Here is a 26,660-nt window from a genome sequence, read left to right as displayed (position 1 = left end):
ATGCTACTTCTTCTGGTTTAGTTTTTCTAGTTTTTCTTTGGCTGTAGGGATGATATCATCCTTGCCTTCGTAGTTATCAATTATGCTGAGAAGAGTACTTTTTGCCTGTAAATTATCTTTCAGGGCCACATAATTATCAGATAAAAGGATAAACGCCTTTGCTACCCAGTAATCGTAAGCAGCCATGTTGTTAACCAGATCGAAACAGGTTTTAGACGAAGTTTTGAAATCACCTTTGTTGTATTCCAATAAAGCTAAATTATATTTTGCTTCTGCGGCGGCAACGGTTTTTGTTTTGGCCACTACATTTTTAAACTCCTTAATTGCTGTGGTGGTATCGCCTTTTAACAAGTAGGCTTTACCAGAATATAAGCTCGAACTGTTTTTTTCTTCCTCAGAAGCTTTTTCCGATTCTTTGGTTAGCTGTGCATATTTCAGCATGTCATCAGGCATGTTTAAAGCGGTGTAAGCCTTTAACAAATTGTTGATGGCAAAACTATAGTGCGACTTGTAATCGGTGGTAGTTTCTAATCTTTTCAGGTATACAATGGCCTCGTTGTATTTCTTCTGATTTAAGAACAATGTTGATATACTCACCAAAGAGCGTTCGGTGTAATCGCTCGTCCAGTCGTTTAAGATAAATTCGTAATCAGGAATGGCTTCATCCGGGCGGCCCAGTTTCACCAGCGATTCTGCCCTGATAAATTTAGCTTCTTTTTCATGGTTCGCTTTAGGGAATTTATCAAAATAAGCATTTACGGCCTGGAATGCACCATTGGCATCGCCTTTTAAATAAGTGTTATTGGCTGCGGCAAAAACGATATTGTCTTGCTCCGAGCCTGAATAATTTCCAAGTGGAGTAGTAGCTGCGTAAGCGATAAAACCATTTGCATCGCCGCGATCTACATAAATGTTTTTGATCGATTCCATTGCCTGTTTGGCTTCATCGGCAGTAGGATAATCGCGGATTACTTTTTTGAACGATTCTAAAGCGGCATCGTCCTGATCCTGGTTGTATTGAACCAAACCGATGGTTACCAGCGCTTTTGCCACATAACTGCTGCGTGGATATTTAGCTACCAGGGCTACAAGGTCTGATTTAGATTTATCAAAATCGCCCTTGTTGAAATATGTATACGCGGTTTCGAAACCAGCATCATCAGCGTAATTAGAATTTGGAAAAGTATTCAACAGGCTCTGCATAGTAGCAATTTTTGCATCATATTGCGTTTCCAACCCCTGGATCATTCCTTTCTGGAAAGTGGCGTAATCTTCTGAAGTGGTTTTGCGGCTGATGATCTTATTGTAGTTTGCCATTGCATCACCATAGTTTTTGTTTACGAAATATGAATCGGCTAAACGGATGGTGGCATCATCAATCGTTTTTTGGTCTTTATCACTACCCGCGAGGAATTTTTCGAAATAAGTAGCTGCTTTGCTGTATTTCTCATCTTCGAACGCTGCATAGGCCAAAGCGTAGTTCGCAAAATTGTAAACACCGGTTTTATCGGCATCTGGCATTTTTAAGAATTTTTCGAAAGTGGTAACTGCTTCACCAAACTTACGCAGCTCGTACATCGATTCAGCTTTCCAGTAAGTGTTTAGCGCATTGATCTCGTTGTCTTCAGGGAACTTTTCAGAACGTAAAAACATCGATAATGCATTCGGGAATGCTCTTTCGTTATAAAATTCTAACCCACGGAAATAGGTTACTTTTTGGTAAGCTTCTTTAGCTTCAAGGTTTTTATCCGGAATAGGTTCTAAAATATCTACAGCCGCCTGATAGTTTTTGGTGGTTAATAAAACTTCGCCCAATAAAGTTTTGGCTTCGTTTATTTTACGCGATTTCGGGAAAGTTTTTAGGAAGCCCTGTGTAGCCTCTAAGGCTTGTTGGTGGAATTCTAGTTCGTAACTTAATTTGGCATAGTTTAACCAAGCTTCCTCCTGTATACCCTTGTCAAAACTTAAACGCGATGCCCTGAAAAAAGCACTCTGCGCTTTTGGTTTATCGCCCAATTGAATAAAGGCTTTACCCAAAGTATGCATTCCATTTTGAAGGTAAACATCATCGGTATTTAGTTTTTCTAAAACAGCAACCGACTCTTTATATTTCTTATTCTGGAACAAAGAGTAGCCGTATTGGTAAATGAAGAGGTTGTTTTTGGTTTCGCTTTTATCTTTTGCATAATATTCGGCGAAATACTTTTCAGCATTTTTGAATTCAGATTTTGCAAAGTACGATGCTGCGACCAAACTCAACATTTCTGGCTCGAACTGTTGTTTGGTTTTTTGAATGGCTGCTAAAGCATAGCTGATTACATCATCATAACGCTCGTCAAGGTAATACATCGAAGTGATGTAGTATGGATAACTCGCCTCGTAAGTAGGAGAGCCCTTTAACTTTTCGAAGTTGGCCAATGCCGTTTTATACTCTTTGTTTAAGTAATTGATGTAAGCAAAGTAGTAAGTGGCGCTTTCCTGAAAATCGCCTTCTTCTTTTTTAACTTTTTCGAATAAAGGTTCAGCTTTGTCGTAGTCTTTAAGTTCGAAATAAGCGTAACCTTGTTTAAACTGGTATTCGTTTCTTTGTTTGCCTGAAAGCGTAGAAGGATCTGTTTTTTCGAACCATTCTAAAGCTTTTTTATAGTTTTTCTGGTTGAAATAAGTTTTTCCAACGTAGAAATAAGCCAGTTTGGTGTTCGGGTTTAACGGATAATCGCGGATAAATGCCTGAAACAAACTTTCGGCATCGCTATTGGTTAGCTCTAGTGCACAAACAGCAGCGTAAAATTTTGCATTCTCTTTCAGTAAAGATAACTCAGCGTTGCTCTCCGTTTGGGTAGAAGGTTTATAACGTTGCAGCTCAACAAGTTTAAACTGTTGCGCGGCTGCAGTGTATTTTTCTTTGTCTAATAATTCTAAGCCCGTTTGATAGTTTTTGTTGAGGTTCTGCACAGCGCTAACCTGAGCGTAGGTGCTAAAACTTCCTGCTAAAAGTAGCGGAATTAGTAAGTATTTTTTCTGCATTGGTTTCAAATATGGTTGGTACTAAATTAGAAATAGTATCAAAGCTTATCAACAGAAGTAATTAACATCTGTTAATAACACAAATTAACGATAGGATTTTTGGTTTGGTATTAAGGGGTGAACGAATGTGGAAAAATGATAGGGTTCATTGGTCATTGGTTCATTCGTCATTGGTGCCGCCGCATCCGATAAGGGTTCATTGGTTCATTCGTCAATAGTTCATTCGTGCCGCCGCATCCGTCATTCCGAGGCGGCTTTTCAGTCAACAAAGCAATCTGGTAGAAGGGTTAACTGGTCAATGATATAAATTGGTAAATTGCCATAGGCTATTAGCAATGGACTATTTACTAATACATTTCTAAAAAGACGCTGGACTTAGTCCTTTCGGCAAGATGCTAGATTTTGGACTCTGCACTAATAAACCAGTGACCAATGAACGATTGAACTAACTATCCCTGGCTTGCCAACAAATACAGCACAGCCATTCTTATTGCTACTCCGTTTTCTACCTGCTCTAAAATGATCGATTGTTTGCTGTCGGCCACATCGCTGGTAATCTCAACCCCTCTGTTTATCGGGCCAGGGTGCATGACAATGATTTCTTTATCGAGGTTATCTAAGATCTGTTTGTTTAAGCCGTACATCATGGCGTATTCCCTTAATGATGGGAAATATTTAATGTCCTGGCGCTCCAATTGAATACGGAGCATGTTTGCTACATCGCACCAGTTCAGTGCTTTAATTAAATTATGTTCAACTTTTACTCCAAGCTGGTGGATGTGTTTTGGGATTAAAGTTGTTGGTCCGCAAACCATTACCTCGGCGCCTAAGCGCTGCAGGCACAGGATGTTTGAGATGGCTACACGTGAGTGCAGGATATCACCCACAATTACCACTTTTTTACCAGCTACATCACCCAATTTCTGACGGATAGAGAAAGCATCAAGTAAGGCTTGTGTTGGATGTTCGTGCGCACCGTCTCCGGCATTTACAATCTGCGCTTTAACGTGTTTACTTAAAAACTGACCAGCACCTGCATATGGGTGGCGCATCACCACCATATCCACTTTCATGGATAAGATATTGTTTACCGTATCGATCAGGGTTTCACCTTTGCTCACCGATGAAGAGGAAGCGGCGAAATTGACCACATCGGCCGAAAGCCTTTTTTCAGCAAGTTCGAACGAAAGTTTGGTACGGGTAGAGTTTTCGAAAAAGATATTGGCAATGGTAATATCACGGAGTGAAGGAACCTTTTTTATTGGCCTGTTAATCACTTCCTTGAAATTATCTGCAGTTTCGAAAATCAATTCGATATCATTCCGGTTAATATCTTTAATGCCTAAAAGATGTCGGGTTGATAGTTTTTCTGCTGCCATTTTTATTTAGTATTTTCGGATATTAAAATCACTTTATCTTCACTTCCTTCGCTCGCCCAGGTTACTTTTACCTGTTGCGAGTTTAAACTATCTACCTGATGCCCAATATAATCGGGCTCGATAGGTAAATGTCTGCTAAACCTACGGTCTATTAAAACCAAAAGTTCAACTTTCTCTGGGCGGCCATAGGCAAGTAGGGCGTCAAGCGCTGCCCTAATGGTTCTGCCGGTCCAAAGTACATCATCAATTAAGATTACTTTTTTGCCTTCGATAATAAAATCGATCGAGTTACTGCTTGCGGTAACCAATCCGTCTTTACGGCGGAAATCATCTCTAAAGAAAGTAATATCAAGGTTTCCCTTTAAAATTTTCTTGTTTTTTAGAATCTGTTGAAGATCCTGATGAATGCGATCTGCCAAAAAAATACCCCTTGGCTGGATACCAATTAAAACGGTATTTGCGAAATCGTCGTGGTTTTCAATTAATTGATGGCAGAGCCTCTTAATTGTAATCTGAATTTTTTGTCCGTCAAGAAGTGTTTTCTTTTGCATTGAAGAAGGATTGGGCAAATATATAAAAATGTTTTAAGGTAAGAAAGTTGAAGATCGATTGTTTTATTTTTTGATAGTTAAATTGTTCTGTTACAACATTTAAAAATCGGTTTTTCTTTGTGCAATGTTTTTGGAAAGAAATAGTTGTTTTTTATCTTAATGTTGGTCCGGCTGTACACTGTAGTCCCGATTTTCAATCGTAAGCTGCTGTTTCCATCCGGTTTAGCGGGTCAGTTTCTGCAATTATTCGGGGGGGCAAAAACCAACGTGTAATATCCATCAAATATTTCTGCTCCACTTACCAATTAATGTTTATTAGACATTCGTCAGATATTTATTGGATTAAAAAGCTTTATTTTTACGGTATATGATTCAGCAACCAATAATCTTTTTCGATGGTGTTTGTAATCTTTGCAATGCATCGGTTCAGTTTGTTATTGCGCACGATAAAAAGGATAAATTCAAATTTACGGCGCTACAAGGTGATTACGCCAAAGAAATTCTACCGCAATTTAACGCTGATTTAGGAAAGTTGAATACCATTTTATTGCTGGAGGATGGAAAACTGTATACTAAATCTTCAGCGGCATTGCGTGTAGCCCGAAAACTCAATGGATTAATTCCACTTCTTTATGCATTTATCATTGTTCCCAAATTTATCCGCGATTGGGTTTACGATATTATTGCCAAAAACCGTTACAGATGGTGGGGCAGGCAGGAGAGTTGCTGGGTACCAACACCCGAATTGAAAAGTAAGTTTATAGCTTAATTTTGTTGACCATTTTTCTTTCTGCCTGGCGACCAAAGCCAAAGTGTTAAAATAATTAACGGTATGGTAATGCTTAAAGCAATTACAATCATAATGGCTTTTTGCTTAACCATGTCTGTTTCATTAGAAGTAAATACATAGACCGTTTCTTTAATGGCAAATAAGGTTAGGATAGTAGAAAGGACGGCAAATAGTTTACGCATGGTTTAATTTTTAATGCAAAGATTGCATTTTATTTGATAATAGACCAACGTTAAAAGACGCTTCTTTTAAAAAAGGCATTAATTTTCTAAGTACCTTTTAGAATAAGTAATCCCCATTAAATCATAGCGTTTAAACTGTGTTTTTAGCCTTTTTTGAAAATCTGGATAATTCCGTTTTTCTTTCGGGCTCCACAAAATTTCGCTCAAGGCATCTAATCTTGGAAAAAGCAGGTATTGTACTTTTGCCGGATTGGTAATGTATTCACTCCATAAACAGCCCTGTACGCCCCAAATGTATTTAGCCTGCTCGGCAGTTAATTCAGCCGGTATAGGTTCATAATTGTAAACATCAATCAATGGCGAAAACTTATTTGCAGCCAGGCTATCTTCTTTTACAAACTGTTTATGGTTAAAGTACATCTTATCTTCAGGGGTCATAATGGCTTTGTGGTTTTGTTTTGCAGCATCTATACCACCTTTTTCGCCTTGCCAGCTCATTACAACTGCATTAGGGGCTAAACCACCCTGTAAAATTTCATTCCAACCGATAATGGTTTTACCTTTGCTGTTTACAAATTTTTCCATCCTGCGGATAAAATAACTCTGTAGTTCACTTTCATTTTTCAGACCATTGGCCTTCATAATCTCTTGCGAAACAGCAGATCGTTTCCACCATACTTTCGAGGCTTCATCGCCACCAATATGGATGTATTGCGAGGGGAACAAAGCCATTACCTCAGTTAATACATTTTCCAGAAATTTAAAAGTCGTATCTGAAGCCTGAAGTACATTGTTGTATTTATTCATCATTCCCCATGTTTGGGCAACTTCGTATTTTTTGCCGGGCTCCGTGCCTAATTCTGGGTATGCAGCCAATAAGGCCATGCTATGTGCAGGCATTTCTATTTCTGGAATGATGGTGATGTAACGTTTAGCAGCATAATCAACCACATCTTTAATCTGTTCTTGTGTGTAATAACCGCCATGACGAATACCATCAGTTTTAATGAGGGCATCTTTTGGTGTAATTTTTACCTCTGCCGGCAATACCTGATATTTTATATGCTCGTTTCCTTGTCCGGGCCATAAGCCAATAATGCTACCATTTCTCCAGGCACCGATTTCCGTAAGCTTGGGATATTTTTTGATCTCTATTCTCCAGCCATGGTCATCAGTTAAATGCCAATGAAAATAATTCATTTTATGAAGCGCTAAATAATCGATGTATTGTTTTACAAAGGCTACGTCAAAAAAATGGCGACTTACATCCAGATGCATACCTCGATAATCGAAGCGTGGGTAATCGGTAATGGAAACTGCAGGGATTTGTAATTGAGATTTTGTCTCAGGTATCAACTGAATTAATGTTTGAATACCGTAAAAAAGTCCATTTTCTGAACAGGCATAAATTATTGTTTGATTGTTGTTGCTTATAAGCTCGTATTCGTTTAAGTTTTTTAATAACCGACTAATTATTTCTAATTTGACTACGTTTTTTTTGTTTGTTGAATTAGGGTTAATCCGAAGTTTTATATTATAAAATTGTTGAATATAATTTTGTAGAAATAAAGCTGAATTTGATAAAGAATCATTTGAAATAATTTCTGTGTTTTGATCAATGATAAATTTTTCCGTGTTTTTTCCTGTTTTAATACTTACAGGTTGTGGGATGATGTTTATTTCCTGTGCAGAAAGTTTAAACGAAATAATTGATAAAAACAAAAAGATAAATTTCTTCATTATAAGGGATTTTCCTTTTCAAAAGTAATAATTATAGACGGATGAAAGGGAAGGTTTGGTAGGGCGAATTACTTTGTTACATAAAACATAGCTTGAAGTGTTAATTTAATAGGCAAATCGTCATCTCGACTGAAGCGCAGCGAAATGGAGAGATCTGCTAATTAGATTTCTCGACTTCGTTTCACTGCGCTCGAAATGACGATCAATCGGGGTAATGGATAAAGCCACGTTCTCTGTGGCAAAAAATAATCAAAAAAAATCCCGATAACTTTCGCTATCGGGATTAATATGATCAGTTAAAAAGAACTAGCCTTTTTTAGCTTTGCTTTCTTCGCCTTCTAATTGCGATTTCAATTGAGCCAATACGTCTAAATCTCCTAAAGTAGATTTCTCTACAGAATCTTTAACTTTTTTAACAGCAGTTACAGCAGCTTTAGCTTCTTTTTTCTTAGTTGCTCTTTCTTCTGCTACAGCTTCAGCTTTAACTTCTTCCCAAATACGGGCGTGAGAAACAACGATGCGTTTAGCTTCTTTGTTAAACTCGATGATTTTGAAGTCGTTAGTTTCTTCAGCTTTAACTGAAGTACCGTCTTCTTTAACCATGTGTTTAGTTGGTACGAAACCTTCTACACCATATGGTAAAGCAATAACAGCACCTTTATCAGTTACTTTAACAACTGTTCCCTGGTGAACCGAATCTAAAGTGAAGATCGTTTCGAAAGTATCCCAAGGGTTTTCTTCCAGTTGTTTGTGGCCTAAGCTTAATTTACGGTTATCAACATCAAGTTCTAAAACAACAACGTCTAATACATCACCAACTTTAGTGAATTCATTAGGGTGGTTTACTTTTTTAGACCAAGATAAATCAGAGATGTGGATTAAACCATCAATACCTTCTTCGATTTCAACAAAAACACCGAAGTTAGTCATGTTTTTAACAGTTGCTTGGTGCTTGCTTCCAACTGGGAATTTAGCAGCAACTTCTTGCCATGGATCGTTAGATAATTGTTTAATACCTAAGCTCATTTTGCGCTCGTCTCTGTCTAAAGTTAAAACTTCAGCTTCGATCTCATCACCAACTTTTAAGAATTCTTGTGGATTTCTTAAGTTTTGTGACCAGCTCATTTCAGAAACGTGGATTAGACCTTCAACACCTGGGATGATTTCTAAGAAAGCACCGTAATCTGCAACAGTTACGATTTTTCCTTTTACTTTAGAACCAACTTGGATGTCGGTGCTTAAGTTCTCCCAAGGGTGTGGAGTTAATTGTTTCAAGCCTAAAGCGATACGTTTTTTCTCATCATCGAAATCTAAAACAACTACGTTGATTTTTTCATCTAATGATAATACTTCTTTTGGATGCTCTATGCGGCCCCAAGAAATATCAGTAATGTGAAGTAAACCATCAACACCACCTAAATCGATGAACACACCGAAATCAGTAATGTTTTTAACAGTACCTTCCAATACCTGACCTTTTTCTAATTTAGAAACGATCTCTACTTTTTGGCTTTCTAAATCGTCTTCGATTAACACTTTATGAGAAACGACTACGTTTTTAAACTCATGGTTAATTTTAACAACTTTGAATTCCATTGTTTTACCCACGTATACATCGTAATCGCGGATTGGTTTAATATCAATTTGAGATCCTGGTAAGAAAGCTTCAACGCCCATGATATCAACAATTAAACCACCTTTAGTACGGCTCTTAACGAAACCGTTGATGATTCTATCATTTTCAAGAGCCTCGTTAATTGCTTCCCATGATCTTTGGGTTTTTGCTCTTTTGCGAGAAAGGATCAATTGACCGTTAGCATCTTCTGGTGCTTCAACGAAAACGTCAACTGAATCGCCGATTTTAAGATCTGGTGTATCACGGAATTCTGAAGTAGAAACTAAACCGTCTGATTTGAAACCTACGTTTAATACTACATCTTTGTTGTTGATTGAAACAACGATACCGCTGATGATTTCACCTTTAGTGATCTGATTGAATGTTCCAGCATACATATCTTCAAACTTTTTACGGTCTGCATCATTGTAATTACCGAAAACTTTTTCATCTGCATCCCAATCGAAATCTTCCGATGGTGTAGCCAATGATGATTTGATCGATTCGATCGAAACTGAATCAGCTTCTGATTCAATAGTTTCTTTTTCAGTTAGGCGTCCGCCTTCTCCCTGAAGTTCAGCTGTTTTAGCTGCTAATTCTTTTTCTGCTACTTGTTTTTTAGCCATTAATTAATTATCTCCTTTTTTCCCTATTTAGGGACTGCAAAGGTAAAACTTTTTTTAATTATAGAAAAGATTTTTTTAATAAATCTTGCTGATTTTTAGCTCTTTATAATTCCCCTCCCTTGGAGGGGTGCCTGAAAGGTGGGGTGGTTATTTCAGTTTACCACATGTTTTTCCAAAATGTAGCTGTTTTATTTTAGAGTTTAATTGCTTAGTTATGTTAATTATTTGAAAATGAGCGCTCCGTATTTCTTCGGGAGCAGCAGTCCTGCTATCGCTTATAGTCCTCACTACGCTGCGGGCTATTCCGCTCCATCAGGTTTAAAAACAAAGGTTGTGCACAAATACTTACCAAACGTTCCTACAGAACGAAACACAAATAACATTGGTTATTTGCTACCTAGCAAGCGTCCCGATGGGACGGCATATGAAAATGCTAAAGCTGCCGGCCTCATCTTTCATCCGCAAATCTTGCAATTAGGCGGCGTATGGTTGTTTGTTAAGACTAAGCGTCCCGTAGGGACGATTCATGGGTAGAAAAAAAACATTTTTTTTTCGTTCCGTAGGAGCGTTTGATGTGATTTTGGAAATTCTATTTCTTCGTAAAAGTCCCTCGGGTAAAACCTTCGCCAACCAATGTTTGATCATCTCTGATTAATAACATAATGGTGTTCTGCTGATCGTAAAGTTTGATCATATCGCCCTCAATAACATATTTCGAGGTGAAAATAGAATCAGTATAGGCATCGGTAACGGTTACCGAATCTTTTGATTTAAAATTGAAGGTTTTATACTGTATATCTTCGTTGCTTGCAAAGGTACCTGTAACCACTTTTGCCTGTATAAAAGTAATGTAGCAGAAATATCCGGTTACCAGAATTACGATTACTGAAAAACCGATCAAAAATTTATTGCCACTGGCGTATTTTATAGAAAAATATAATATGGTAATCAGTATTAAGGCCACAACCACAAAAAAGATAATGTTCGTATAATCTTTGTTTTCTTGAGGTACCGATGCCGAAATGTTTGTTTTTTCGGCTGCTGCCTTTACAGGAGAAACCCTGACCAAAAATTCTTTGCTCACCCATCCTTCGCCATTGGTAACCTTAATTTTATAAAAGCTCGTATTTGATGAATCGATCACGGCAACATTTTCATCTTTAGGCAGGTATCCCACAATTTTGCTTTTCGGATCAGCTTGTTGCCTAACCCGTAAATCATCTGCAGTTACCCGATACATGTCGGCGCTTGTTGCCGTTTGAGGGGTAGTGGCAGGCTGTGCAGTATTTGCCTGAGGAGTTGATGGTTTAGCCGCAGGAGCAATTTTTTCGATGAAATCTTTGCTTACCCAACCCTCGCGGTTTTTAAATTTTACTTTGTAAAACTTGGCATTGTTGGCATCTAAAACCGTAATATTTTCATTTTGAGCAATATTTCCAATCACCTTGCTTTTCGGATCGCTGCTTTCCCTTACACGCAATTTGTCTGCCTTAACGCGATACGTTTCTTGTGCATTCAAGCGGTTAGTGAAAATAAAAAGAGCGATGAGGAGGAAGAAAATTCTAGTCATAAGTATTGGATTTCTGCGAAACAGTTTAATCGGTAATTGCAAACACGCTATAAGCAAACACCGTGCTAAGTGTTTCAAAATTAGAAAATACTTTTAATAGGTGAGGATAAGATTGAAAAAAGGTGCTGCTCCTTCCCTGAAATCTTCTTTCAGCAGCGTCAAAATATCTTATAAAACGGATAAGTGAGACTACCAGCTTCCGCCAGTACCGCCACCACTGCTACTGCCACCGCCCCAGCTGCTGCTTGATGATGAAGAAGATGAGCTGCTGCTTGAAGAGGAACTTGATGACGAACTCGATTCGACCAACATAGCCAATGTGATCCACTTTATAAATTCTGTTTTTTTACAAAAACTGCATTCATTTATCAGCTTTGCTTGCCCTTCGTGACTGTAAGTGGCCTGTTTAACTGTAACGCGTTCATTCAGCTTGTATGTCCTAAAAGCACATTCGGGGCATTCGGTATAACTGTTGTATTTTTCCGCTGGCCATGCCTTAATCATATGTTCTTTATGGTCTGTGCTTTCCCAGATATCGTAATCGTAAGCTAAAACAACTTCCTCTTTACGTTGCCCTGCAGTTAAAAAGGGCTCCCCTTCTATGTTGATATCGCGATCTACTCGGGTCATCGGGTTGTTTTTACTATCCAAAACTGGCTTGAAACGATCAATCGTTTTAACACGCTTGACAAGGTGGATTATAATTGCAATTAAAATTATAGGAGAGAAAAGAACTAACCACCAGTTCTTTTTATGGAAAGCCACAACGGCATCAAAGAAATTTTTATCGTCCTGGTGTGCTTTTCTTAATGCCGACAGATAGAAAAGGTAACGAAAGAAAAGCAATATGGCCAGGATAGAAAAAAGAATGTAAGGGATATGTGCTAATTTTATCTTTTCGAACAGCTCAAAAGCATCAGTAAAAACAAAAATAAAAATAGAAACAAATACAATAAAGAAAGCCACCCCACAGCCTTTAGCTATGGTAGCATCATAACTATTTTTCTTGTCAAAGCCTTTTGGATTTAAACCATTTTTGGCTTGCCTGTTCACAATTTTGAACACCCCCCAAAATACCAATAGGATAATCCCTGTAGGAAGCCAAAAATTTTCGAGTGAACTATTGCTCTCGTGTTGGGTGAAAAACTGATTGAGCTCTGATTTATTTTCAGGTTTTAAAATAATTACACCAATGGCATTAATGGTATTCGTTATCCCGGTGCTAAAATCATTTTGCCTGAAAGCTGGTAGGAGGTTCTGCTCAGCAATATGTTTAAGCTTTACATCTGGCAATACACCTTCAATTCCTGTTCCGGTAATGAACCGGTACTTTCGCCGGTCTTTTGAAATAAATAACAATAAGCCATTATTGCTGGTTTTTGAACCAATTCCCCAGGTGTTAAAAAGCTCAAATGCAAAATCGAAATCTTCTTTATCATGGTCGAAATCGTTAACAATCACCACTGCTACCTGAACATTGGTTTCATGTTCAAACTGGGCAATGGTATTATTTAAACCCGAAACCGCACTAATTCCCAGAATGCCGTCAGGATCACTTACATAACCTCCGCCATTGTTTTTTGGATCTGGTATGTCTTTTACTTTGTAAGCAGTTTGCCCAAAAGTAATATTGGCAACTAAAAGAAAAAATAGTAGGGTTATGGGTTTAAACAAACGGGTATTGAGCATCGTCTAAATTTAGGTGCGAGGTTTTATATCATGATCTAACAACTAAGTAATGATATGGTTTACTCTTTTAATATTTTAGCCAATACCTTATCTAGTTTTGCTTTATCTTTCATGTATGCTTCCAAATTGTAAAGTTGCACGGTTTTAAATTCTATCGGGTGGCTTTCGCTCTGTAATGAAATATAACCTGATGTTAATGCTTTGCCGTCTATTTTAACTTTCGGGTCAAAATTTGAAACACTGCCACCGCCAATTTGAGGTTTAGTGTATTCTAAAACCACTTCGCCTGCTATAATGTGTTTTACAACCGAATCACCTAAAACTAAAAATTCTGCGGTTACCCATTGGTCGCCAGCATAGGTTTTCGATTTGGAATCTAAGCAGTGTCCGGTAAATAGTTTTCCATTATAATCAATTAGTGTTCCAGGTGTACATACGTTACTGGTATGGCGTTCATGTTCACCATCTCCGCCAAGAATTTGGGCTTCAATCGAAATCGGGAAATCCTGGTTTTTTAACATTGTTGCCGGATCCTGGCAATGTAACATGGCACCACTATTTCTGGTTGCCCAGCCTTCACCACCTTTAGCCTGATCACCAACAAAGCGGTAGGTTACTTTTAAAAGATAGGCCGAAAAAGGTTTTTTGTAGAAAATATGTCCGTATTGTTGGTCAAATTCTTTGTATCCATCATAACTCACCTTCATTACTCCATTTTCTACACGAAAAGTATTGGCATAATTTTCTTTATAGTCGTGTTTGGCGATTTTAATGTTCCAATCTTTTAAATCTTTTCCATTAAAGAGATTGATCCAGCCTTTTTGGGCATTGGCGTTGAGGATAGTAAGCGATAAAAATAATACCGCAAGATAAATTGATTTTAGTTTCATAGTAACGTTTGGGTTGGGTGCTAAAAATATGAAATTTTTTTTGAAGTCAAAGGTCAACAGCCGGATAGTTCATGGTTGGTAGTCTGGTAGCCCATAGCTTGGAACCAGTTAACCGATAGCAATTAACCTTAGAGATACGTCATTTCGACTGGAGCACCGCGGAATGGAGAAATCTATTTAGTCTAAAATCCCTAGTCTTAAGACGATTAACTAAGCTATGTATTTGGGATGCAGCGATAGACATCAGTTAACCTATTTAAACAATTAACCATTGACCAATGAGCTAATGACTAGTGAACCAATGAACTAATGAACCAAAAACGGTTGCACTCTTTCCAATGCAAAGTCTAATTGTTCTTCCTGTGTAAGATCGGTATTATCTAAAATAATAGCATCATCAGCCCTAACTAACGGACTTTCCTTACGGGTGGTATCGGCATAATCGCGATGGGCAAGGTTTTCAAAAACCTCTTCCAGGGTAGTTTTGTTATTGCCTTTGCTCTCCAGTTCCTTAAATCTGCGTTCAGCCCTGATTTTCGGATCGGCCGTCATAAAAAATTTCACAGGAGCATCGGGGAAAACGGTAGTGCCAATATCACGGCCATCCATCACGATGTTTTTCGATTTACCCATGCGTTGCTGTTGCTTCACCATTTCATGACGCACAATTTTATGCGCCGAAACCTCACTTACATTTTCAGAAACAGGCATTAAGCGGATTTCATCAGAAACCTCTTCACCATTAAGGGTAATATGGGATTCGTAATCGCGGGAGTGGAAATTCAGTTCGATGTGCTGTAAAGCATCAACAACTTTGGCATCATCAGTAATATCGATGTTATTTCTTAAGAAGTATAGTGTAACGGCACGGTACATCGCTCCGCTGTCTACATAAATAAAACCTAATTTTTTAGCCAGTGCTTTTGCTAAAGTACTTTTTCCGCAAGATGAGTAGCCATCTATTGCTATTACCAGGTTTTTCTTCATCGTAGCGCAAAGGTAAAAAATAGAAACAGAATGCTGAATTTTTTTAAAGGTATAAAGATAGATTCTAAACAAGATAATGCTAAAACATTGATTTGCTGGATGCGTTTAATTATAAAATAAATACACGATTATGTTGTTATCTGAAAGAATGTTGGCGGCGCTGAATAACCAGGTTAAGCTGGAAGCCGAATCGTCTCAAGTTTATCTGGGCATTGCCTCATGGTTAGAAACGCAGCCAGGTTTAGAAGGTTATACCGAGTTTTTCTACCGTCAGAGTGAAGAGGAACGTCATCATATGCTTAAACTGATTCATTATATCAATGATCGTGATGGGCATGCGATGATTACTGCCCTTGAAATGCCCAAAAATTCTTTCGGACAGGTAATAGAGGTATTTCAGGATTTTCTGGATAATGAGTTGTTGGTATCAAAAAGCATTAACGATTTGGTAGAACTTTCACTGAATGAGAAAGATTATCTCACATTTAAATTTTTGCAATGGTATTTAGATGAACAATTGGAAGAAGAAAAAATGGCGAAAACGATGTTAGAGAAACTTCAATTGGTAGGTAGTGATAGAGGAGGCATTTACCAATTGGATAAAGATATTGTAGGGTTACGTAGCAAGGTGAGCGAATCGAAAGAGGGAGAATAATCTGTTTTTATTAAATTCCAAATTATTACTTTTGCGGCATGTTGCTTACGAGAGAAGAAATTTTGCGGTCTGTTACTTTCAAAACTTCAAGAAGTGGGGGTAAGGGTGGACAAAATGTAAATAAAGTTTCGAGTAAGGTAGAATTAATTTTCGACCTGGAAACAGCTTTTTATTTGGATGAAGACGAAAAGATACGCATAAAAGAAAAACTGGAAAATCGACTAGATTCTGAAGGATTGTTACATATTGTTTCGCAAGAGGATAGGAGCCAGCTACTCAATAAAGAGAAAACAGTTGCCAAGTTGATTGAATTGTTAAAGCGATCGTTACACGTTCAAAAAAAGCGAAAAGCAACTAAAATACCTAAAGCTGTTATTCAAAAAAGATTAAAGAATAAAGCCGTTAATTCCGATAAAAAGGAGAGTCGCAAAAGACCATCAATTGATTAAATCTACGGCCTGATTTCTATTTTAGTCCCAATATTTACAGCATAAAACAATTCGTCTACTTCGCTATTGGTTAATGCCATACAGCCATTTGTCCAATCGAATAATCGTTGAAACTTACCGATAAATCCTAAATGGTTCCTGATCCCATGTATTTTAATATCACCACCGGGATCTTTACTTAGTAGTTTTGCCTTAGCAATATCTTTTTTATTTGGGTAAGACACTCCAAGGTTTTTATGATAACCACTATTTTGGTTTTTGGCATTGATTACATAAACCCCCTCAGGTGTTTTCTCATCACCTTCGAATTCTTTGTGTCCAACCGGGCTGTCGCCCAATGAAATCTGATAAGTTTTAATTAATTTCTGTTTTGAATAAGCCAGTAATTGCCGGTTTGACTTTTTAACAATGATATAATCGATTTTGGTATTAGTTGGTAATTTCTTTTCAGGGTATACATTGTAAATAACTGCACCAATAATGAAGGACAAAATGATAAAAAAAGTTGCTTTTTTCATACGCTGCAAATTCTCAATTAACTAGTTTAAATAGTTAACCTAGCTCTTTCCAAACCGATAATACAAACTTAAACCACCATAATTCTGTGCTTTAGCCACACTTTTAACTTCTTTGGTTTTAAAAATAATATTGAAATCGGCAGTAAATCTTTTTGAACTATAATTTACACCAAACTGTTGCTCAAAAACAATCGGTTTTACCCCAAAAGTTAATGGACTGTTGTTGTTAAAAAGACTTCCCTGTATAGTGGCATCGTAGGCAACAAAGTTTAGCTGTGGTTTTACATAAAAGAAAAATTCCGAGCTGTTTAAGCTTTTGGTTTTTGAATTTCCGATCACCGCGTTGTGATAAGCACTGTTGAACAATTGATTTAGTTTACCGGCCCTAAAAAGCACCGATGCACCCAAACCCGAAAAAGTTGTTCCTAAGTTGGCATAACCCTGGCCACTGATATCCACAATGGGATCTTCTGGCCTAAAAAGTAACTTGCTATAATTTGCCGTAAGGTTTATGGCCAGTTCATTTTTAATCTGGTAATCCCAACCCGCAGGGGTATAAAAACCTACGGTTTTATGTAGGAAACGTTGTGCTGTTTGGGCAAGCGAGTTAGGGCCAACCGTTCCCAATTCTACACTGGTTTTTAAAACGCTCTCATTTTTATAGAAAACAGAATATGCACCACCTGCATAAAGATAACCTGCAAAAGGCCTGTCCTGATCTTCTTTGTTAGGAACCTGGCCCCAATAAGGCGTATACATTTTCTGCCCGGCAGAAATTTCGTAGGTCTTTTTCTCTATTTTATCTGAAAACTTTTCGGTATTAATGGCATGGCGGTAGTAGATAAATAATCCGTTGGTATAATATCGATCGTTTAAAGTAGCCAGGTAAGCATCGTTTTCGGTTTTAAAACCGAATTCGTTTTTAAAGGATTGAGCGAAACTGGTTGAAACAACCAAACAAAAAACTATAGTGAATAAAAATGATCTCATAAAAAAGCCCAGGCGATTTACCTAGGCTATAAAAGTATTTATTGTAATTGGATTTTTGATTGTTAATCCAAAAGAATTAGCAATTAGTTTACAATCGGTGCAATTTTAACACTTAAATCTAAAGGTTTTTTAACCTTGTTTTTGGTTAAAGCCAACTCAATTACTTCACTCATTTCGGCTACATAATGGAATTTTAAATCCTTGATGTAACTTTCTTTAATCTCTAAAATATCTTTACGGTTGCTTTTGCAAAGGATAATTTCTTTAATGTTTGCTCTTTTTGCAGCTAGGATCTTTTCTTTGATACCACCAACCGGAAGTACTTTTCCGCGTAAAGTAATCTCGCCAGTCATAGCTAAATGCTGTTTTACCTTGCGTTGGGTAAATGCCGACGTTAGGGCGGTAAGCATCGTTACACCGGCCGAAGGGCCATCTTTTGGTGTAGCGCCTGCAGGCACGTGAACGTGAACATCCCAGTTATCAAATAAACTGTAGTCTATATCAAATTCGGCTGCGTGGGCGCGTAAATAAGCTAGCGCGATAACCGCCGATTCTTTCATTACATCGCCAAGGTTGCCTGTTAAGGTTAATTTTCCTTTTCCTGGGCTTAAACTCGATTCGATGAATAAAATATCACCTCCTACGCTTGTCCAGGCTAAACCTGTTACAACTCCAGCCACTTCATTGCCTTCGTATAAGTCTTTATCGTAAATTGGTGCACCTAAAATGCGCTCTACATCATCATTGCTTAAATTTGAATCGTAGGTTTCTTCCATCGCAATTTTGGTGGCCACACCACGCACTAAAGAACCTATTTTTTTCTCCAAACCACGTACGCCTGATTCTCTGGTATAATCTTCAATTACTTTTTCGATTAGTGGAGTTTTTAAGTTAATATCCTTGGTTTGTAAACCATGGTTTTCTTTCTGTTTAGGCAACAGGTATTTTTTAGCGATTTCTATTTTCTCTTCAATCGTATATCCGTTTACTTCAATAATCTCCATACGATCTAACAAAGCAGGTTGAATGGTACTTAAAGAGTTTGCTGTTGCAATAAACAGGATGTTTGATAAATCGTAATCCATTTCTACATAATGATCGTAGAAGGCGCTGTTTTGCTCAGGATCTAATACTTCAAGCAAGGCTGATGATGGGTCGCCACGGTGGTCGGTTCCTACTTTATCAATCTCATCCAAAACAAAAACAGGATTATCTGCCCCCGCTTTTTTAATAGAGGAAATAATACGGCCTGGCATTGCACCAATGTAAGTTTTACGGTGGCCACGGATTTCTGCTTCATCGCGGATACCACCTAAAGCCATACGTACATACTTACGGCCTAAAGCTTTCGCAATAGATTTTCCTAAAGATGTTTTACCAACTCCCGGAGGGCCAACCAAACATAAGATTGGCGCTTTCATATTACGCTTTAATTTTAAAACTGCTAAGTATTCTATAATGCGTTGCTTAACTTTTTCTAAACCAAAGTGATCTTTATCTAAGATACGTTGTGCTCTTTTTAGGTCGAAATTATCTTTCGTAAACTCGCTCCAGGGTAAATCTAAAAGAAGTTCCAAATAATTTAACTGAACAGAGTAATCCGGTGCAGCAGGGTTCATTCTACCCAACTTATCTAGTTCCTTATCAAAATGTTCGGCAACTGCTTTTGCCCATTTTTTCTTCTTGGCTTTTTCTTGTAAAGCATCGAATTCTAAATCAGCAGAGCTGCCTCCCAATTCTTCCTGAATGGTTTTTAGCTGTTGATTTAAAAAATAATCACGTTGTTGCTTGTCTAAATCGGTACGTACTTTCGATTGGATCTGATTTCTCAGCTCCAGCATCTGCAGTTCGACCATTAAAAGCTCCATTACCTTTTGCGCTCTTTCCTGCAATTTATCCATTTCAAGGATTTTTTGCTTATCGGCCATTTCGGCATTCATATTTGATGAAATGAAATTGATCAAAAATGAATTGCTCTCAATGTTTTTAAGTGCAATGCTGGCTTCACTTGGAATATTTGGTGATAGCTGGATAATCTGAGCAGACATTTCGCGGATAGAAGCGATTAATGTTTTAAACTCTTTGTCTGCTTTGTGCTTTTGTTCTTCGAATTTTTTAACAACGGCTTTAATGTAAGGTTCATTCTGCACCTCTTCAATTAAGCTGAAACGTTGTTTACCCTGGATAATTACGGTGGTATTTCCATCAGGCATCTGCAACAGCTTTATGATGTTTGCAACCGTACCAACCGTGTTAAGCTGCTCAAAAGTAGGGTCTTCAATGGAAACGTCTTTTTGAGAAACAACCCCAATAATCTTATTCCCTTTGTACGCTTCCTTAATTAACTTAATTGATTTATCTCTTCCAACAGTAATAGGAATAACTACGCCTGGAAATAAAACTGTGTTTCGCAAAGGCAATATGGCCAACGTTTCGGGCGTTTCCTCATTATTCATCTCCTCTTCGTCTTGTTGAGACATTAAGGGGAAAAATTCGGTATCCTCATTTATGATTGGCATTGCTGTATGGAAATCAAATATATCTTGTTTACTCATTATCACATTTTCCGCTAACGACAAACTGGCAGTTTAATCGTATTCACTTTGTTTAATTTTGGTATTAAGTTAATAAATTCAACTCTTGTGCCAAAGTGAAAATAATATTAATCTTATGTTAAAAAGGCAGAGTAATATAAATATTTTTACCAATATCATATAAAGCATATTTTAGCGTTTAAGCTAATGTTTAGGGTATTTGGTTTTGAATGAAAGAAAATTAAAAACTTTTAAATTATCAGAATAGGATTATATTGCAAAAAATTTCTCCTATAAATTTGGTTAGGCGTTAGATTTGTTAAACTTATTACTCATACATGAACTATTTTAAAAAGGCGATTTTAGGATTAATTATTTTTACATCAACTAGTAGTTTCGCACAAAGCAATTACGAAAGAAGCATGCAGGCGATGATGAAAGGTGATTATAAAACTGCCGCGATACAATTAGAAAAAGCTGATACTAAAACTCCTGATAATGCAAACGTGCTCCAAATGCTTGGATATTCTTATTTCCAAAATCGTGAATACGAGAAATGTATTGCAACTTACAGCCGTTTATTAACCATCAAACCATCTGAAGTTTCTGCATATTATTACCGTGGGATAGCAAGATTAAAAATCGCTAACGATCCTAAAGAGTCGTTAAATACTATGCGCGAGAACTTTTATTTGGCATCTCTCAAAGATTTTACAAAAGCCATTGAAATTAATGGTGATGAAGACGCTCAAATGTTTCAAAACCGTGGTTTAGCTTACAAAGACTATGCAATTTTCAGATCTTTTAAAGCGAAGAAAAAAGAAGAAAAAGCGGCTTGTGTAGCTTTGTTCAATAATTCTATCGCTGATTTTCAGAAGGTATTAACCTTGCAACCATTAAGAAAAGATATTATTGATTGGGTAACCTACGATAAGGCACAGATAGCAAGCCTTAAATAAAATACAACTTTTAAAGAAATGGGGCCTGAATATTTTCGGGCCCCATTTTTTTTATTTCAGCTTCCCAATAACCGAATACTTCTTTTCGTTTAGCAATCTAATTTTCTGCTGCTTTTTGATCGCATAGAGGCTATCTGGGCAGTAGGTTAACGTATCCTGAGATTGGTATAAGATATTTTTATTATCGATAATGATCTCTATTTTGCCAGCTTTCTGGCCTTTCCAAGTTATAGAAACCTTCTTAATAGGGATTTTTTTATTATTGGAAGTATAAATATCTACCCCATCTTGTTCTTTTGTTTTAAAACTTCCTTTCCACGATGTTTTATTGATGTCAGCGTTGACAAAAATGGCCAATTCTTTTGCCCAGTCAGCAATTTTAGCTGTTTTGCTTTCGGCTGCCCCATTTATACTAACGGTTTTATTCACAATGGGATTCAGTCTCTGTAGGCGCGAAATTTCCTTTCCAAAATATCCTTTTATATCAAAATATAATAAATCGGTATTTGCTTCAGCTTCTTTTCGCTGATTGCAGGAAAACAATGCCAAAGCAAATACTAGGATATGAAGTTTATTAACCATTATACTAAAACGTTTCCTGTCATTTCTGCTGGAATAGCCACTCCTAATATTTTTAGAATAGTAGGAGCAATGTCGCCTAATTTACCGTCTGCAATGGTTTTATAGTCCTTATCAATTAAAATACAAGGAACCAGGTTGGTGGTATGCGCAGTATTGGCAGAACCATCTTTATTTACCATAAATTCAGAGTTTCCATGATCGGCCAAAAGAATAAACGAATAACCATGTTCCAAACCTTTGTTTACCACAGTTTCTGCACATTTGTCTGCAGTTTCTACTGCTTTTATTACAGCTTCAAAAACACCTGTGTGGCCAACCATATCCGGATTGGCAAAGTTTAGGCAAATAAAATCAGCCCATCCGGTTTCCATTTCTTTGGTAATGGCATCTGTAATCCCCGCGGCACTCATTTCTGGTTGAAGATCATAGGTGGCTACTTTTGGTGAAGGAATTAAAAGGCGTTTTTCGTTTTTAAATTCGGCTTCCCTTCCGCCCGAGAAGAAGAAGGTTACGTGTGGGTATTTCTCAGTTTCTGCAATACGGATCTGATTTTTATTGTTGTTTGCCAGTACTTCACCAATAGTTTGGGTTAAATCATCTTTGGTGAAAATTACATTTACCTTTTCAAAACTCTCATCGTAAGTAGTCATGGTAACATAATACAATGGAAGTTTATGCATCTGCTGTTCTGGAAAATCTTTTTGCGTTAATGCAGTGGTGATTTCACGACCTCTATCAGTACGGAAATTAAAACAGATTACCACATCATCATTTTGAATCGTAGCAACTGGTGCACCATTATCCTGCGTTAAAACGATTGGTTTTAAAAACTCATCGGTTATGCCATCGGTATATGATTTTTTGATTGCTGCCAAAGCATCCTGGGTTTTTTCGCCAATACCGTTTACCATTACATCGTAAGCTTGTTTAACACGCTCCCAACGGTTATCACGGTCCATCGCATAATAACGGCCAACCATAGTAGCCAATTTAGCATTGGTGTTTTGGATATGGTTTTGCAGATCAGTGATAAAGCCCAGGCCTGAGTTTGGATCAGTATCACGGCCATCTAAAAAAGCATGAACAAAAGTATTTGGCACATTTGCTTCGTTTGCGGCATCACATAAAGCTTTTAAATGTTCGATATGCGCATGCACACCGCCGTTTGAAACGAGTCCGATGAAGTGAACCGCTTTATTGTTCTGCTTAGCATAATCGAATGCACTTACCAAAACCGGGTTGCTGTGCAATTCTCTGTCGGTAATCGATTTGTTGATTCTTCCAAGCTCCTGGTAAACTACCCTACCTGCGCCTAAGTTCATGTGCCCAACTTCGGAGTTACCCATCTGCCCAGCTGGCAAGCCTACAGCTTCACCAGACGCTTCAAGCTTAGAATTTGGGTATTTCTGTAATAACGAATCGAAAAAAGGAGTGTTGGCAGCATATGCAGCATCAGAATTATCTTGTTTTCCGTAGCCCCAGCCATCTAGAATTATAAGCGCGAGTTTTTTATCGTTTACCATTTTTGTTGTAAAATTTATTGATCCACATTAAAACATTTTCATGTATAACATGTTTTAGTGTTTTGTTTATATGGCAAATATAACTTTATTGATGCTTATACAAATGAAGAAATCCTTTTTTTGATACGCTAATGGCATAATTTTAGCTATAGGGTTCTGTATAAAATACAGAAATGATCCGGAGCTTATTTTTACTCATTATTAGTTTGTCATCATTATATCACCCTACAGCTCTTCAGGCAGATATTATTGATGATTTATCCTCGTATTTTAAGGCTGGCAATTCAAAAGAAATTGCGAAAAGTTTCGCCTCAACTATCGAACTTATTATAGTTGATGAAGAAGATGTATACTCAAAAGCACAGGGTGAACAGATTTTAAGAGATTTTTTTATTAAACATCCTCCAGTAAAAACAAGTATTTTTCATAAAATTAATACGAATCCAAATTATCGTTTTGGCGTAATTATTCTAAGTACCGCCAAAGAAACCTTCAGGGTTTCTATTACCATGAAAAAATTCAATACCAGCTTTTCGATTACTGAATTAAGGATCGAACCGGCAAAGGATTAATTGGTCAGGTAGTATTTACGAAGTTATGCCACCAGTATGCCTGTGCTAACTTCATAAGTCGCGGAGGTTAGAAACTTCTGATGTTAACAGATCACTTTAACGCTTCAGTAAATTGTCTGCTAATAAATATTTCTTATTTTTGCGGCATAAAATCTACATTTTGGATACTCAACTTATACATCAATTCATAAAAAATGCCCTTGCCGAAGATGTTGGTGATGGCGATCACACTTCACTTTCAACAATTCCACCCGGAACGCAGGGAAAAGCAAAACTGATTATCAAAGAAGATGGTGTTTTGGCTGGAATTGAACTGGCACTTGAGATTTTTAAGGAAGTTGATGATACTTTAAAGGTTGATGTACTGTTGCAGGATGGTGTAGCGGTAAAAGTAGGCGATATTGCCCTAACCGTTTCAGGAAGTACGCATGCTATTTTAATTGCAGAGCGTTTGGTTTTAAACTGTATGCAGCGCATGAGTGGTATTGCAACTAAAACCCATCGGATTGTTTCTTTATTGAAAACAACTAAAACCAAAATTTTAGATACCCGTAAAACCACTCCAGGGCTTCGCTATTTAGAAAAATGGGCAGTAAGGATAGGAGGAGGCGTAAATCACCGCATTGGTTTATATGATATGATCTTAATTAAGGATAATCATGTAGATTATGCAGGAGGAATTTCAAACGCCATTACAGCTGCTAAAAAATATCTAATTGATCAAAATAAATCACTTCAGATTGAAATTGAGGTGCGCAACCTGGAAGAATTGTCTCAAGTTTTGTCTATAGGTGGTGTAGACCGTATTATGCTTGATAATTTCAGTTTCGAAAACTTAAGGGCTGCGGTTAAATTAATCGACGGTAAATTTATTACAGAGGCTTCTGGAGGGATTACTGAAGAGAATGTTGCCGAATATGCTGCTTGCGGAGTAGATTTTATTTCGATGGGCGCGCTTACACACTCTGTGAAAAGCCTGGACATGAGTTTAAAAGCATACTAAAGTGATTTGCTATAAAATTAAAAGCTTATTTTTTGTATCATTGTAGGCTATGGTTACGGTTTATTCTCTCAGCGCGTTATTAATCGCCTATCTTTTTGGATCTATACCAACAGCTGTATGGCTTGGTCAGGCCTTTTATGGGGTCGATGTAAGAGAGTATGGAAGTGGCAACGCTGGCGCAACCAATACTTTTAGGGTATTGGGCAAAAAAGCGGGAATTGCTGTAATGATCATCGATATTGCAAAAGGTTATACCGCAACCAATCTGGCATATTTAATCGGCATGTCGGTAACGGGGCCACAAAATTCAGTTGTTTTTGTCAATTACCAACTTGCACTGGGTGTAACCGCAGTAATGGGACATTTATTTCCTGTTTTTGCAGGTTTTAGAGGCGGAAAAGGTGTTGCTACACTTTTTGGAATGATTTTGGCAGTTAACTTCGAAGCATCTATGCTTTGTGTTCTGGTTTTTGTGGTTGTGTTGTTGTTAACCAAATATGTTTCATTAAGCTCCATTTGTGCAGGATTTACTTTTCCGCTCAGTGTGGTGTTCTTGTTTCAGGTTTCAATCAAATCGGAAGTGCTTTATGGCATGGTGGTTTGCATTTTAATCTTAGTTACGCACCAAAAAAACCTCGAAAGATTGCTGAAAGGCAAAGAATCTAAAGTGTATTTGTTTAGGAAGAAAACTAATTAATTAACAAAACACATTTCATTAAAACTTATTTATAGGCTTACTGTTTAATCTTCGGTTTTGCCTATCAGTATTTACTAATCATTTAAAATCGCATTATGAAAAAGTTATTTTTAACAGCAAGCGTTGCTGGAGTATTATTATTTAACTCCTGTTCTACCGTTCCTTTAACAGGCCGTAGTCGATTTGATTTAGTGAGTAACGACCAGGTTTTGCCAATGGCTTTCCAGGCTTATAGCACCTTTTTAACGGAGAATAAAACTACAGTTTTACCGGCCTCAAATGCGCAGGCATTGAAGGTTAAAACCATTGGTAGCAGATTAATTACGGCTGTAAAATCGTATATGAACAGCAATAATTATGGTAACCTGATTGCAGATTACCAGTGGGAGGTTAATGTGGTGCAGAACAACGAGAAAAATGCCTGGTGTATGCCAGGAGGAAAGATTGTAGTTTATACCGGTATTTTGCCCGTAACACAAGACGATGCAGGTTTGGCCACCGTAATGGGCCACGAGATTGCCCACGCTATCGCAGGTCACTCTGCTGAACGGATGTCGCAGGAAATGGTTGCCCAAGGTATTGGTGCTGCAGCAGGTGTTGCGTTATCTAAAAATCCAAAAACTCAATCTATTTTTAATACCCTTTATGGTGTGGGTACACCAGTGGCGATGTTAAAATTCAGTCGAAATCAAGAATTAGAAGCCGATCGTTTAGGCTTGATTTTTATGGCCATGGCCGGATACAATCCACAAAATGCCACGGCTTTCTGGAATAGAATGTCGGCGGCATCGGCAGGTGCTCAAAAACCAGCCGAGTTTTTAAGTACCCACCCAAGCGATGCGACACGTATTGCACAGATCCAAAAATATTTGCCTGAAGCGCAACAGTATTATAAGAAATAGTTTAGGGTTTAAGGTTTAAGGTGGAGGGGTATGCGTAGTGCAGAACCCCATCTTTTTATTTATTTTTACCTGGTCTTAGCGTCTCCAATGCTATTAAGTTAAGGTTTTTTGGATTTTGAGATAGTTTTTTTTAGTATATTTATATACAATCAAAAAAGATACATGAGTTTAATTTCCAGCAATATTTCCAAGGAGAAACATATCGTTTCTCCTAAAAAACATGTGATTTT

23 protein-coding genes are annotated in these 26,660 nt (G+C 37.5%); 8 read left to right on the top strand and 15 right to left on the bottom strand.

Going from position 1 to position 26,660, the window contains the following annotated elements:
- Positions 1-3 precede the first annotated feature (3 nt).
- From LQ227_RS24845 to pyrR, 3 genes are all read right to left on the bottom strand, one after another.
- Positions 4-3,027 (bottom strand): tetratricopeptide repeat protein, encoded by a 3,024-nt coding sequence (locus tag LQ227_RS24845; RefSeq protein WP_230151773.1) that lies wholly within the window; start codon positions 3,025-3,027, stop codon positions 4-6.
- A gap of 449 nt (positions 3,028-3,476) precedes the next feature.
- A complete protein-coding gene (locus LQ227_RS24840) occupies positions 3,477-4,406 on the bottom strand; it encodes an aspartate carbamoyltransferase catalytic subunit (protein WP_057933671.1) in 930 nt (309 codons plus the stop codon).
- A 2-nt stretch (positions 4,407-4,408) separates the two neighbouring features.
- Entirely contained in the window at positions 4,409-4,957 is a 549-nt protein-coding gene (gene pyrR, locus LQ227_RS24835; RefSeq protein WP_029279357.1) for a bifunctional pyr operon transcriptional regulator/uracil phosphoribosyltransferase PyrR, read from the bottom strand.
- Between the two features lie 367 nt (positions 4,958-5,324).
- Here pyrR and LQ227_RS24830 point away from each other — a divergent pair, with 367 nt between their 5' ends.
- Positions 5,325-5,726, top strand: coding sequence for a thiol-disulfide oxidoreductase DCC family protein (locus tag LQ227_RS24830; RefSeq protein ID WP_230151771.1), 402 nt, complete (start codon positions 5,325-5,327; stop codon positions 5,724-5,726).
- Here the strand turns inward: LQ227_RS24830 and LQ227_RS24825 are convergent.
- From LQ227_RS24825 to cmk, 7 genes are all read right to left on the bottom strand, one after another.
- Positions 5,723-5,929 carry a hypothetical protein gene (locus LQ227_RS24825; RefSeq protein ID WP_230151769.1) on the bottom strand — a complete coding sequence of 69 codons (207 nt, stop codon included), beginning with the start codon at positions 5,927-5,929 and terminating at the stop codon, positions 5,723-5,725. The genes LQ227_RS24830 and LQ227_RS24825 overlap by 4 nt on opposite strands.
- Before the next feature lie 78 nt (positions 5,930-6,007).
- Positions 6,008-7,669, bottom strand: a complete 1,662-nt coding sequence (locus tag LQ227_RS24820) for a beta-N-acetylhexosaminidase (protein ID WP_230151767.1) — start codon at positions 7,667-7,669, stop codon at positions 6,008-6,010.
- A gap of 306 nt (positions 7,670-7,975) precedes the next feature.
- A complete protein-coding gene (gene rpsA, locus LQ227_RS24815; RefSeq protein WP_029279370.1) occupies positions 7,976-9,910 on the bottom strand; it encodes a 30S ribosomal protein S1 in 1,935 nt (644 codons plus the stop codon).
- A 589-nt stretch (positions 9,911-10,499) separates the two neighbouring features.
- Complete coding sequence (locus LQ227_RS24810) at positions 10,500-11,480, bottom strand: SH3 domain-containing protein (RefSeq protein WP_230146431.1); 981 nt, start codon at positions 11,478-11,480, stop codon at positions 10,500-10,502.
- A 189-nt stretch (positions 11,481-11,669) separates the two neighbouring features.
- The gene (locus LQ227_RS24805; protein WP_230151764.1) at positions 11,670-13,169 is read right to left on the bottom strand and encodes a YgcG family protein; all 1,500 of its coding nucleotides are present in this window, start codon (positions 13,167-13,169) and stop codon (positions 11,670-11,672) included.
- 59 nt (positions 13,170-13,228) lie between these two features.
- Entirely contained in the window at positions 13,229-14,059 is an 831-nt protein-coding gene (locus LQ227_RS24800; RefSeq protein ID WP_230146429.1) for a DUF1080 domain-containing protein, read from the bottom strand.
- A gap of 306 nt (positions 14,060-14,365) precedes the next feature.
- Entirely contained in the window at positions 14,366-15,046 is a 681-nt protein-coding gene (gene cmk / locus LQ227_RS24795) for a (d)CMP kinase (RefSeq protein WP_215130722.1), read from the bottom strand.
- Positions 15,047-15,176: 130 nt separating this feature from the next.
- On the opposite strand from cmk, the gene LQ227_RS24790 reads away from it, so the two are divergent.
- The gene (locus LQ227_RS24790) at positions 15,177-15,701 is read left to right on the top strand and encodes a ferritin (protein ID WP_215130724.1); all 525 of its coding nucleotides are present in this window, start codon (positions 15,177-15,179) and stop codon (positions 15,699-15,701) included.
- A 38-nt stretch (positions 15,702-15,739) separates the two neighbouring features.
- Positions 15,740-16,150: an alternative ribosome rescue aminoacyl-tRNA hydrolase ArfB gene (gene arfB, locus LQ227_RS24785; protein WP_230151761.1), complete on the top strand. Its 411-nt coding sequence runs from the start codon at positions 15,740-15,742 to the stop codon at positions 16,148-16,150.
- Positions 16,151-16,152: 2 nt separating this feature from the next.
- Here arfB and LQ227_RS24780 read toward each other — a convergent pair whose 3' ends face one another.
- The 3 genes from LQ227_RS24780 to lon form a co-directional block, all read right to left on the bottom strand.
- The gene (locus tag LQ227_RS24780) at positions 16,153-16,668 is read right to left on the bottom strand and encodes a murein L,D-transpeptidase family protein (protein ID WP_230146427.1); all 516 of its coding nucleotides are present in this window, start codon (positions 16,666-16,668) and stop codon (positions 16,153-16,155) included.
- Positions 16,669-16,707: 39 nt separating this feature from the next.
- Positions 16,708-17,658 carry a lipid A deacylase LpxR family protein gene (locus tag LQ227_RS24775; RefSeq protein WP_230151759.1) on the bottom strand — a complete coding sequence of 317 codons (951 nt, stop codon included), beginning with the start codon at positions 17,656-17,658 and terminating at the stop codon, positions 16,708-16,710.
- Between the two features lie 83 nt (positions 17,659-17,741).
- Positions 17,742-20,213 (bottom strand): endopeptidase La, encoded by a 2,472-nt coding sequence (lon, locus tag LQ227_RS24770; protein WP_230151757.1) that lies wholly within the window; start codon positions 20,211-20,213, stop codon positions 17,742-17,744.
- 317 nt (positions 20,214-20,530) lie between these two features.
- Between lon and LQ227_RS24765 the strand changes: the two genes are divergently transcribed.
- A complete protein-coding gene (locus tag LQ227_RS24765; RefSeq protein WP_230146424.1) occupies positions 20,531-21,151 on the top strand; it encodes a tetratricopeptide repeat protein in 621 nt (206 codons plus the stop codon).
- A 51-nt stretch (positions 21,152-21,202) separates the two neighbouring features.
- Here the strand turns inward: LQ227_RS24765 and LQ227_RS24760 are convergent, their stop codons facing one another.
- Both LQ227_RS24760 and gpmI read right to left on the bottom strand, forming a co-directional pair.
- Positions 21,203-21,733, bottom strand: coding sequence for a hypothetical protein (locus LQ227_RS24760; protein WP_230146423.1), 531 nt, complete (start codon positions 21,731-21,733; stop codon positions 21,203-21,205).
- Positions 21,733-23,256: a 2,3-bisphosphoglycerate-independent phosphoglycerate mutase gene (gene gpmI, locus LQ227_RS24755; RefSeq protein WP_230146422.1), complete on the bottom strand. Its 1,524-nt coding sequence runs from the start codon at positions 23,254-23,256 to the stop codon at positions 21,733-21,735. Before gpmI ends, LQ227_RS24760 begins: the two co-directional genes overlap by 1 nt.
- 173 nt (positions 23,257-23,429) lie before the next feature.
- Here gpmI and LQ227_RS24750 point away from each other — a divergent pair, with 173 nt between their 5' ends.
- The 4 genes from LQ227_RS24750 to LQ227_RS24735 all read left to right on the top strand — a co-directional run bounded on the left by LQ227_RS24750 (position 23,430) and on the right by LQ227_RS24735 (position 26,430).
- Positions 23,430-23,828, top strand: a complete 399-nt coding sequence (locus LQ227_RS24750) for a DUF4783 domain-containing protein (protein WP_131032000.1) — start codon at positions 23,430-23,432, stop codon at positions 23,826-23,828.
- A gap of 160 nt (positions 23,829-23,988) precedes the next feature.
- Positions 23,989-24,831 (top strand): carboxylating nicotinate-nucleotide diphosphorylase, encoded by an 843-nt coding sequence (nadC, locus tag LQ227_RS24745; RefSeq protein WP_029279400.1) that lies wholly within the window; start codon positions 23,989-23,991, stop codon positions 24,829-24,831.
- Between the two features lie 49 nt (positions 24,832-24,880).
- Positions 24,881-25,528: a glycerol-3-phosphate 1-O-acyltransferase PlsY gene (plsY, locus tag LQ227_RS24740; RefSeq protein ID WP_029279402.1), complete on the top strand. Its 648-nt coding sequence runs from the start codon at positions 24,881-24,883 to the stop codon at positions 25,526-25,528.
- Positions 25,529-25,623: 95 nt separating this feature from the next.
- The gene (locus tag LQ227_RS24735) at positions 25,624-26,430 is read left to right on the top strand and encodes a M48 family metallopeptidase (RefSeq protein WP_230146420.1); all 807 of its coding nucleotides are present in this window, start codon (positions 25,624-25,626) and stop codon (positions 26,428-26,430) included.
- Positions 26,431-26,660: the final 230 nt, after the last annotated feature.

The organism is Pedobacter sp. Bi27 (assembly GCF_918698255.1).
In the GTDB taxonomy this organism is placed as follows: domain Bacteria; phylum Bacteroidota; class Bacteroidia; order Sphingobacteriales; family Sphingobacteriaceae; genus Pedobacter.
This window is presented reverse-complemented; position numbering and strand designations above follow the sequence as displayed.

What these genes read in the sequence shown, in the direction of transcription:
- LQ227_RS24845 (WP_230151773.1), bottom strand. Translation starts at nt 3,027, where the DNA reads ATGCAGAAAAAATACTTACTAATTCCGCTACTTTTAGCAGGAAGTTTT.
- LQ227_RS24840 (WP_057933671.1), bottom strand. Translation starts at nt 4,406, where the DNA reads ATGGCAGCAGAAAAACTATCAACCCGACATCTTTTAGGCATTAAAGAT.
- pyrR (WP_029279357.1), bottom strand. Translation starts at nt 4,957, where the DNA reads ATGCAAAAGAAAACACTTCTTGACGGACAAAAAATTCAGATTACAATT.
- LQ227_RS24830 (WP_230151771.1), top strand. Translation starts at nt 5,325, where the DNA reads ATGATTCAGCAACCAATAATCTTTTTCGATGGTGTTTGTAATCTTTGC.
- LQ227_RS24825 (WP_230151769.1), bottom strand. Translation starts at nt 5,929, where the DNA reads ATGCGTAAACTATTTGCCGTCCTTTCTACTATCCTAACCTTATTTGCC.
- LQ227_RS24820 (WP_230151767.1), bottom strand. Translation starts at nt 7,669, where the DNA reads ATGAAGAAATTTATCTTTTTGTTTTTATCAATTATTTCGTTTAAACTT.
- rpsA (WP_029279370.1), bottom strand. Translation starts at nt 9,910, where the DNA reads ATGGCTAAAAAACAAGTAGCAGAAAAAGAATTAGCAGCTAAAACAGCT.
- LQ227_RS24810 (WP_230146431.1), bottom strand. Translation starts at nt 11,480, where the DNA reads ATGACTAGAATTTTCTTCCTCCTCATCGCTCTTTTTATTTTCACTAAC.
- LQ227_RS24805 (WP_230151764.1), bottom strand. Translation starts at nt 13,169, where the DNA reads ATGCTCAATACCCGTTTGTTTAAACCCATAACCCTACTATTTTTTCTT.
- LQ227_RS24800 (WP_230146429.1), bottom strand. Translation starts at nt 14,059, where the DNA reads ATGAAACTAAAATCAATTTATCTTGCGGTATTATTTTTATCGCTTACT.
- cmk (WP_215130722.1), bottom strand. Translation starts at nt 15,046, where the DNA reads ATGAAGAAAAACCTGGTAATAGCAATAGATGGCTACTCATCTTGCGGA.
- LQ227_RS24790 (WP_215130724.1), top strand. Translation starts at nt 15,177, where the DNA reads ATGTTGTTATCTGAAAGAATGTTGGCGGCGCTGAATAACCAGGTTAAG.
- arfB (WP_230151761.1), top strand. Translation starts at nt 15,740, where the DNA reads ATGTTGCTTACGAGAGAAGAAATTTTGCGGTCTGTTACTTTCAAAACT.
- LQ227_RS24780 (WP_230146427.1), bottom strand. Translation starts at nt 16,668, where the DNA reads ATGAAAAAAGCAACTTTTTTTATCATTTTGTCCTTCATTATTGGTGCA.
- LQ227_RS24775 (WP_230151759.1), bottom strand. Translation starts at nt 17,658, where the DNA reads ATGAGATCATTTTTATTCACTATAGTTTTTTGTTTGGTTGTTTCAACC.
- lon (WP_230151757.1), bottom strand. Translation starts at nt 20,213, where the DNA reads ATGAGTAAACAAGATATATTTGATTTCCATACAGCAATGCCAATCATA.
- LQ227_RS24765 (WP_230146424.1), top strand. Translation starts at nt 20,531, where the DNA reads ATGAACTATTTTAAAAAGGCGATTTTAGGATTAATTATTTTTACATCA.
- LQ227_RS24760 (WP_230146423.1), bottom strand. Translation starts at nt 21,733, where the DNA reads ATGGTTAATAAACTTCATATCCTAGTATTTGCTTTGGCATTGTTTTCC.
- gpmI (WP_230146422.1), bottom strand. Translation starts at nt 23,256, where the DNA reads ATGGTAAACGATAAAAAACTCGCGCTTATAATTCTAGATGGCTGGGGC.
- LQ227_RS24750 (WP_131032000.1), top strand. Translation starts at nt 23,430, where the DNA reads ATGATCCGGAGCTTATTTTTACTCATTATTAGTTTGTCATCATTATAT.
- plsY (WP_029279402.1), top strand. Translation starts at nt 24,881, where the DNA reads ATGGTTACGGTTTATTCTCTCAGCGCGTTATTAATCGCCTATCTTTTT.
- LQ227_RS24735 (WP_230146420.1), top strand. Translation starts at nt 25,624, where the DNA reads ATGAAAAAGTTATTTTTAACAGCAAGCGTTGCTGGAGTATTATTATTT.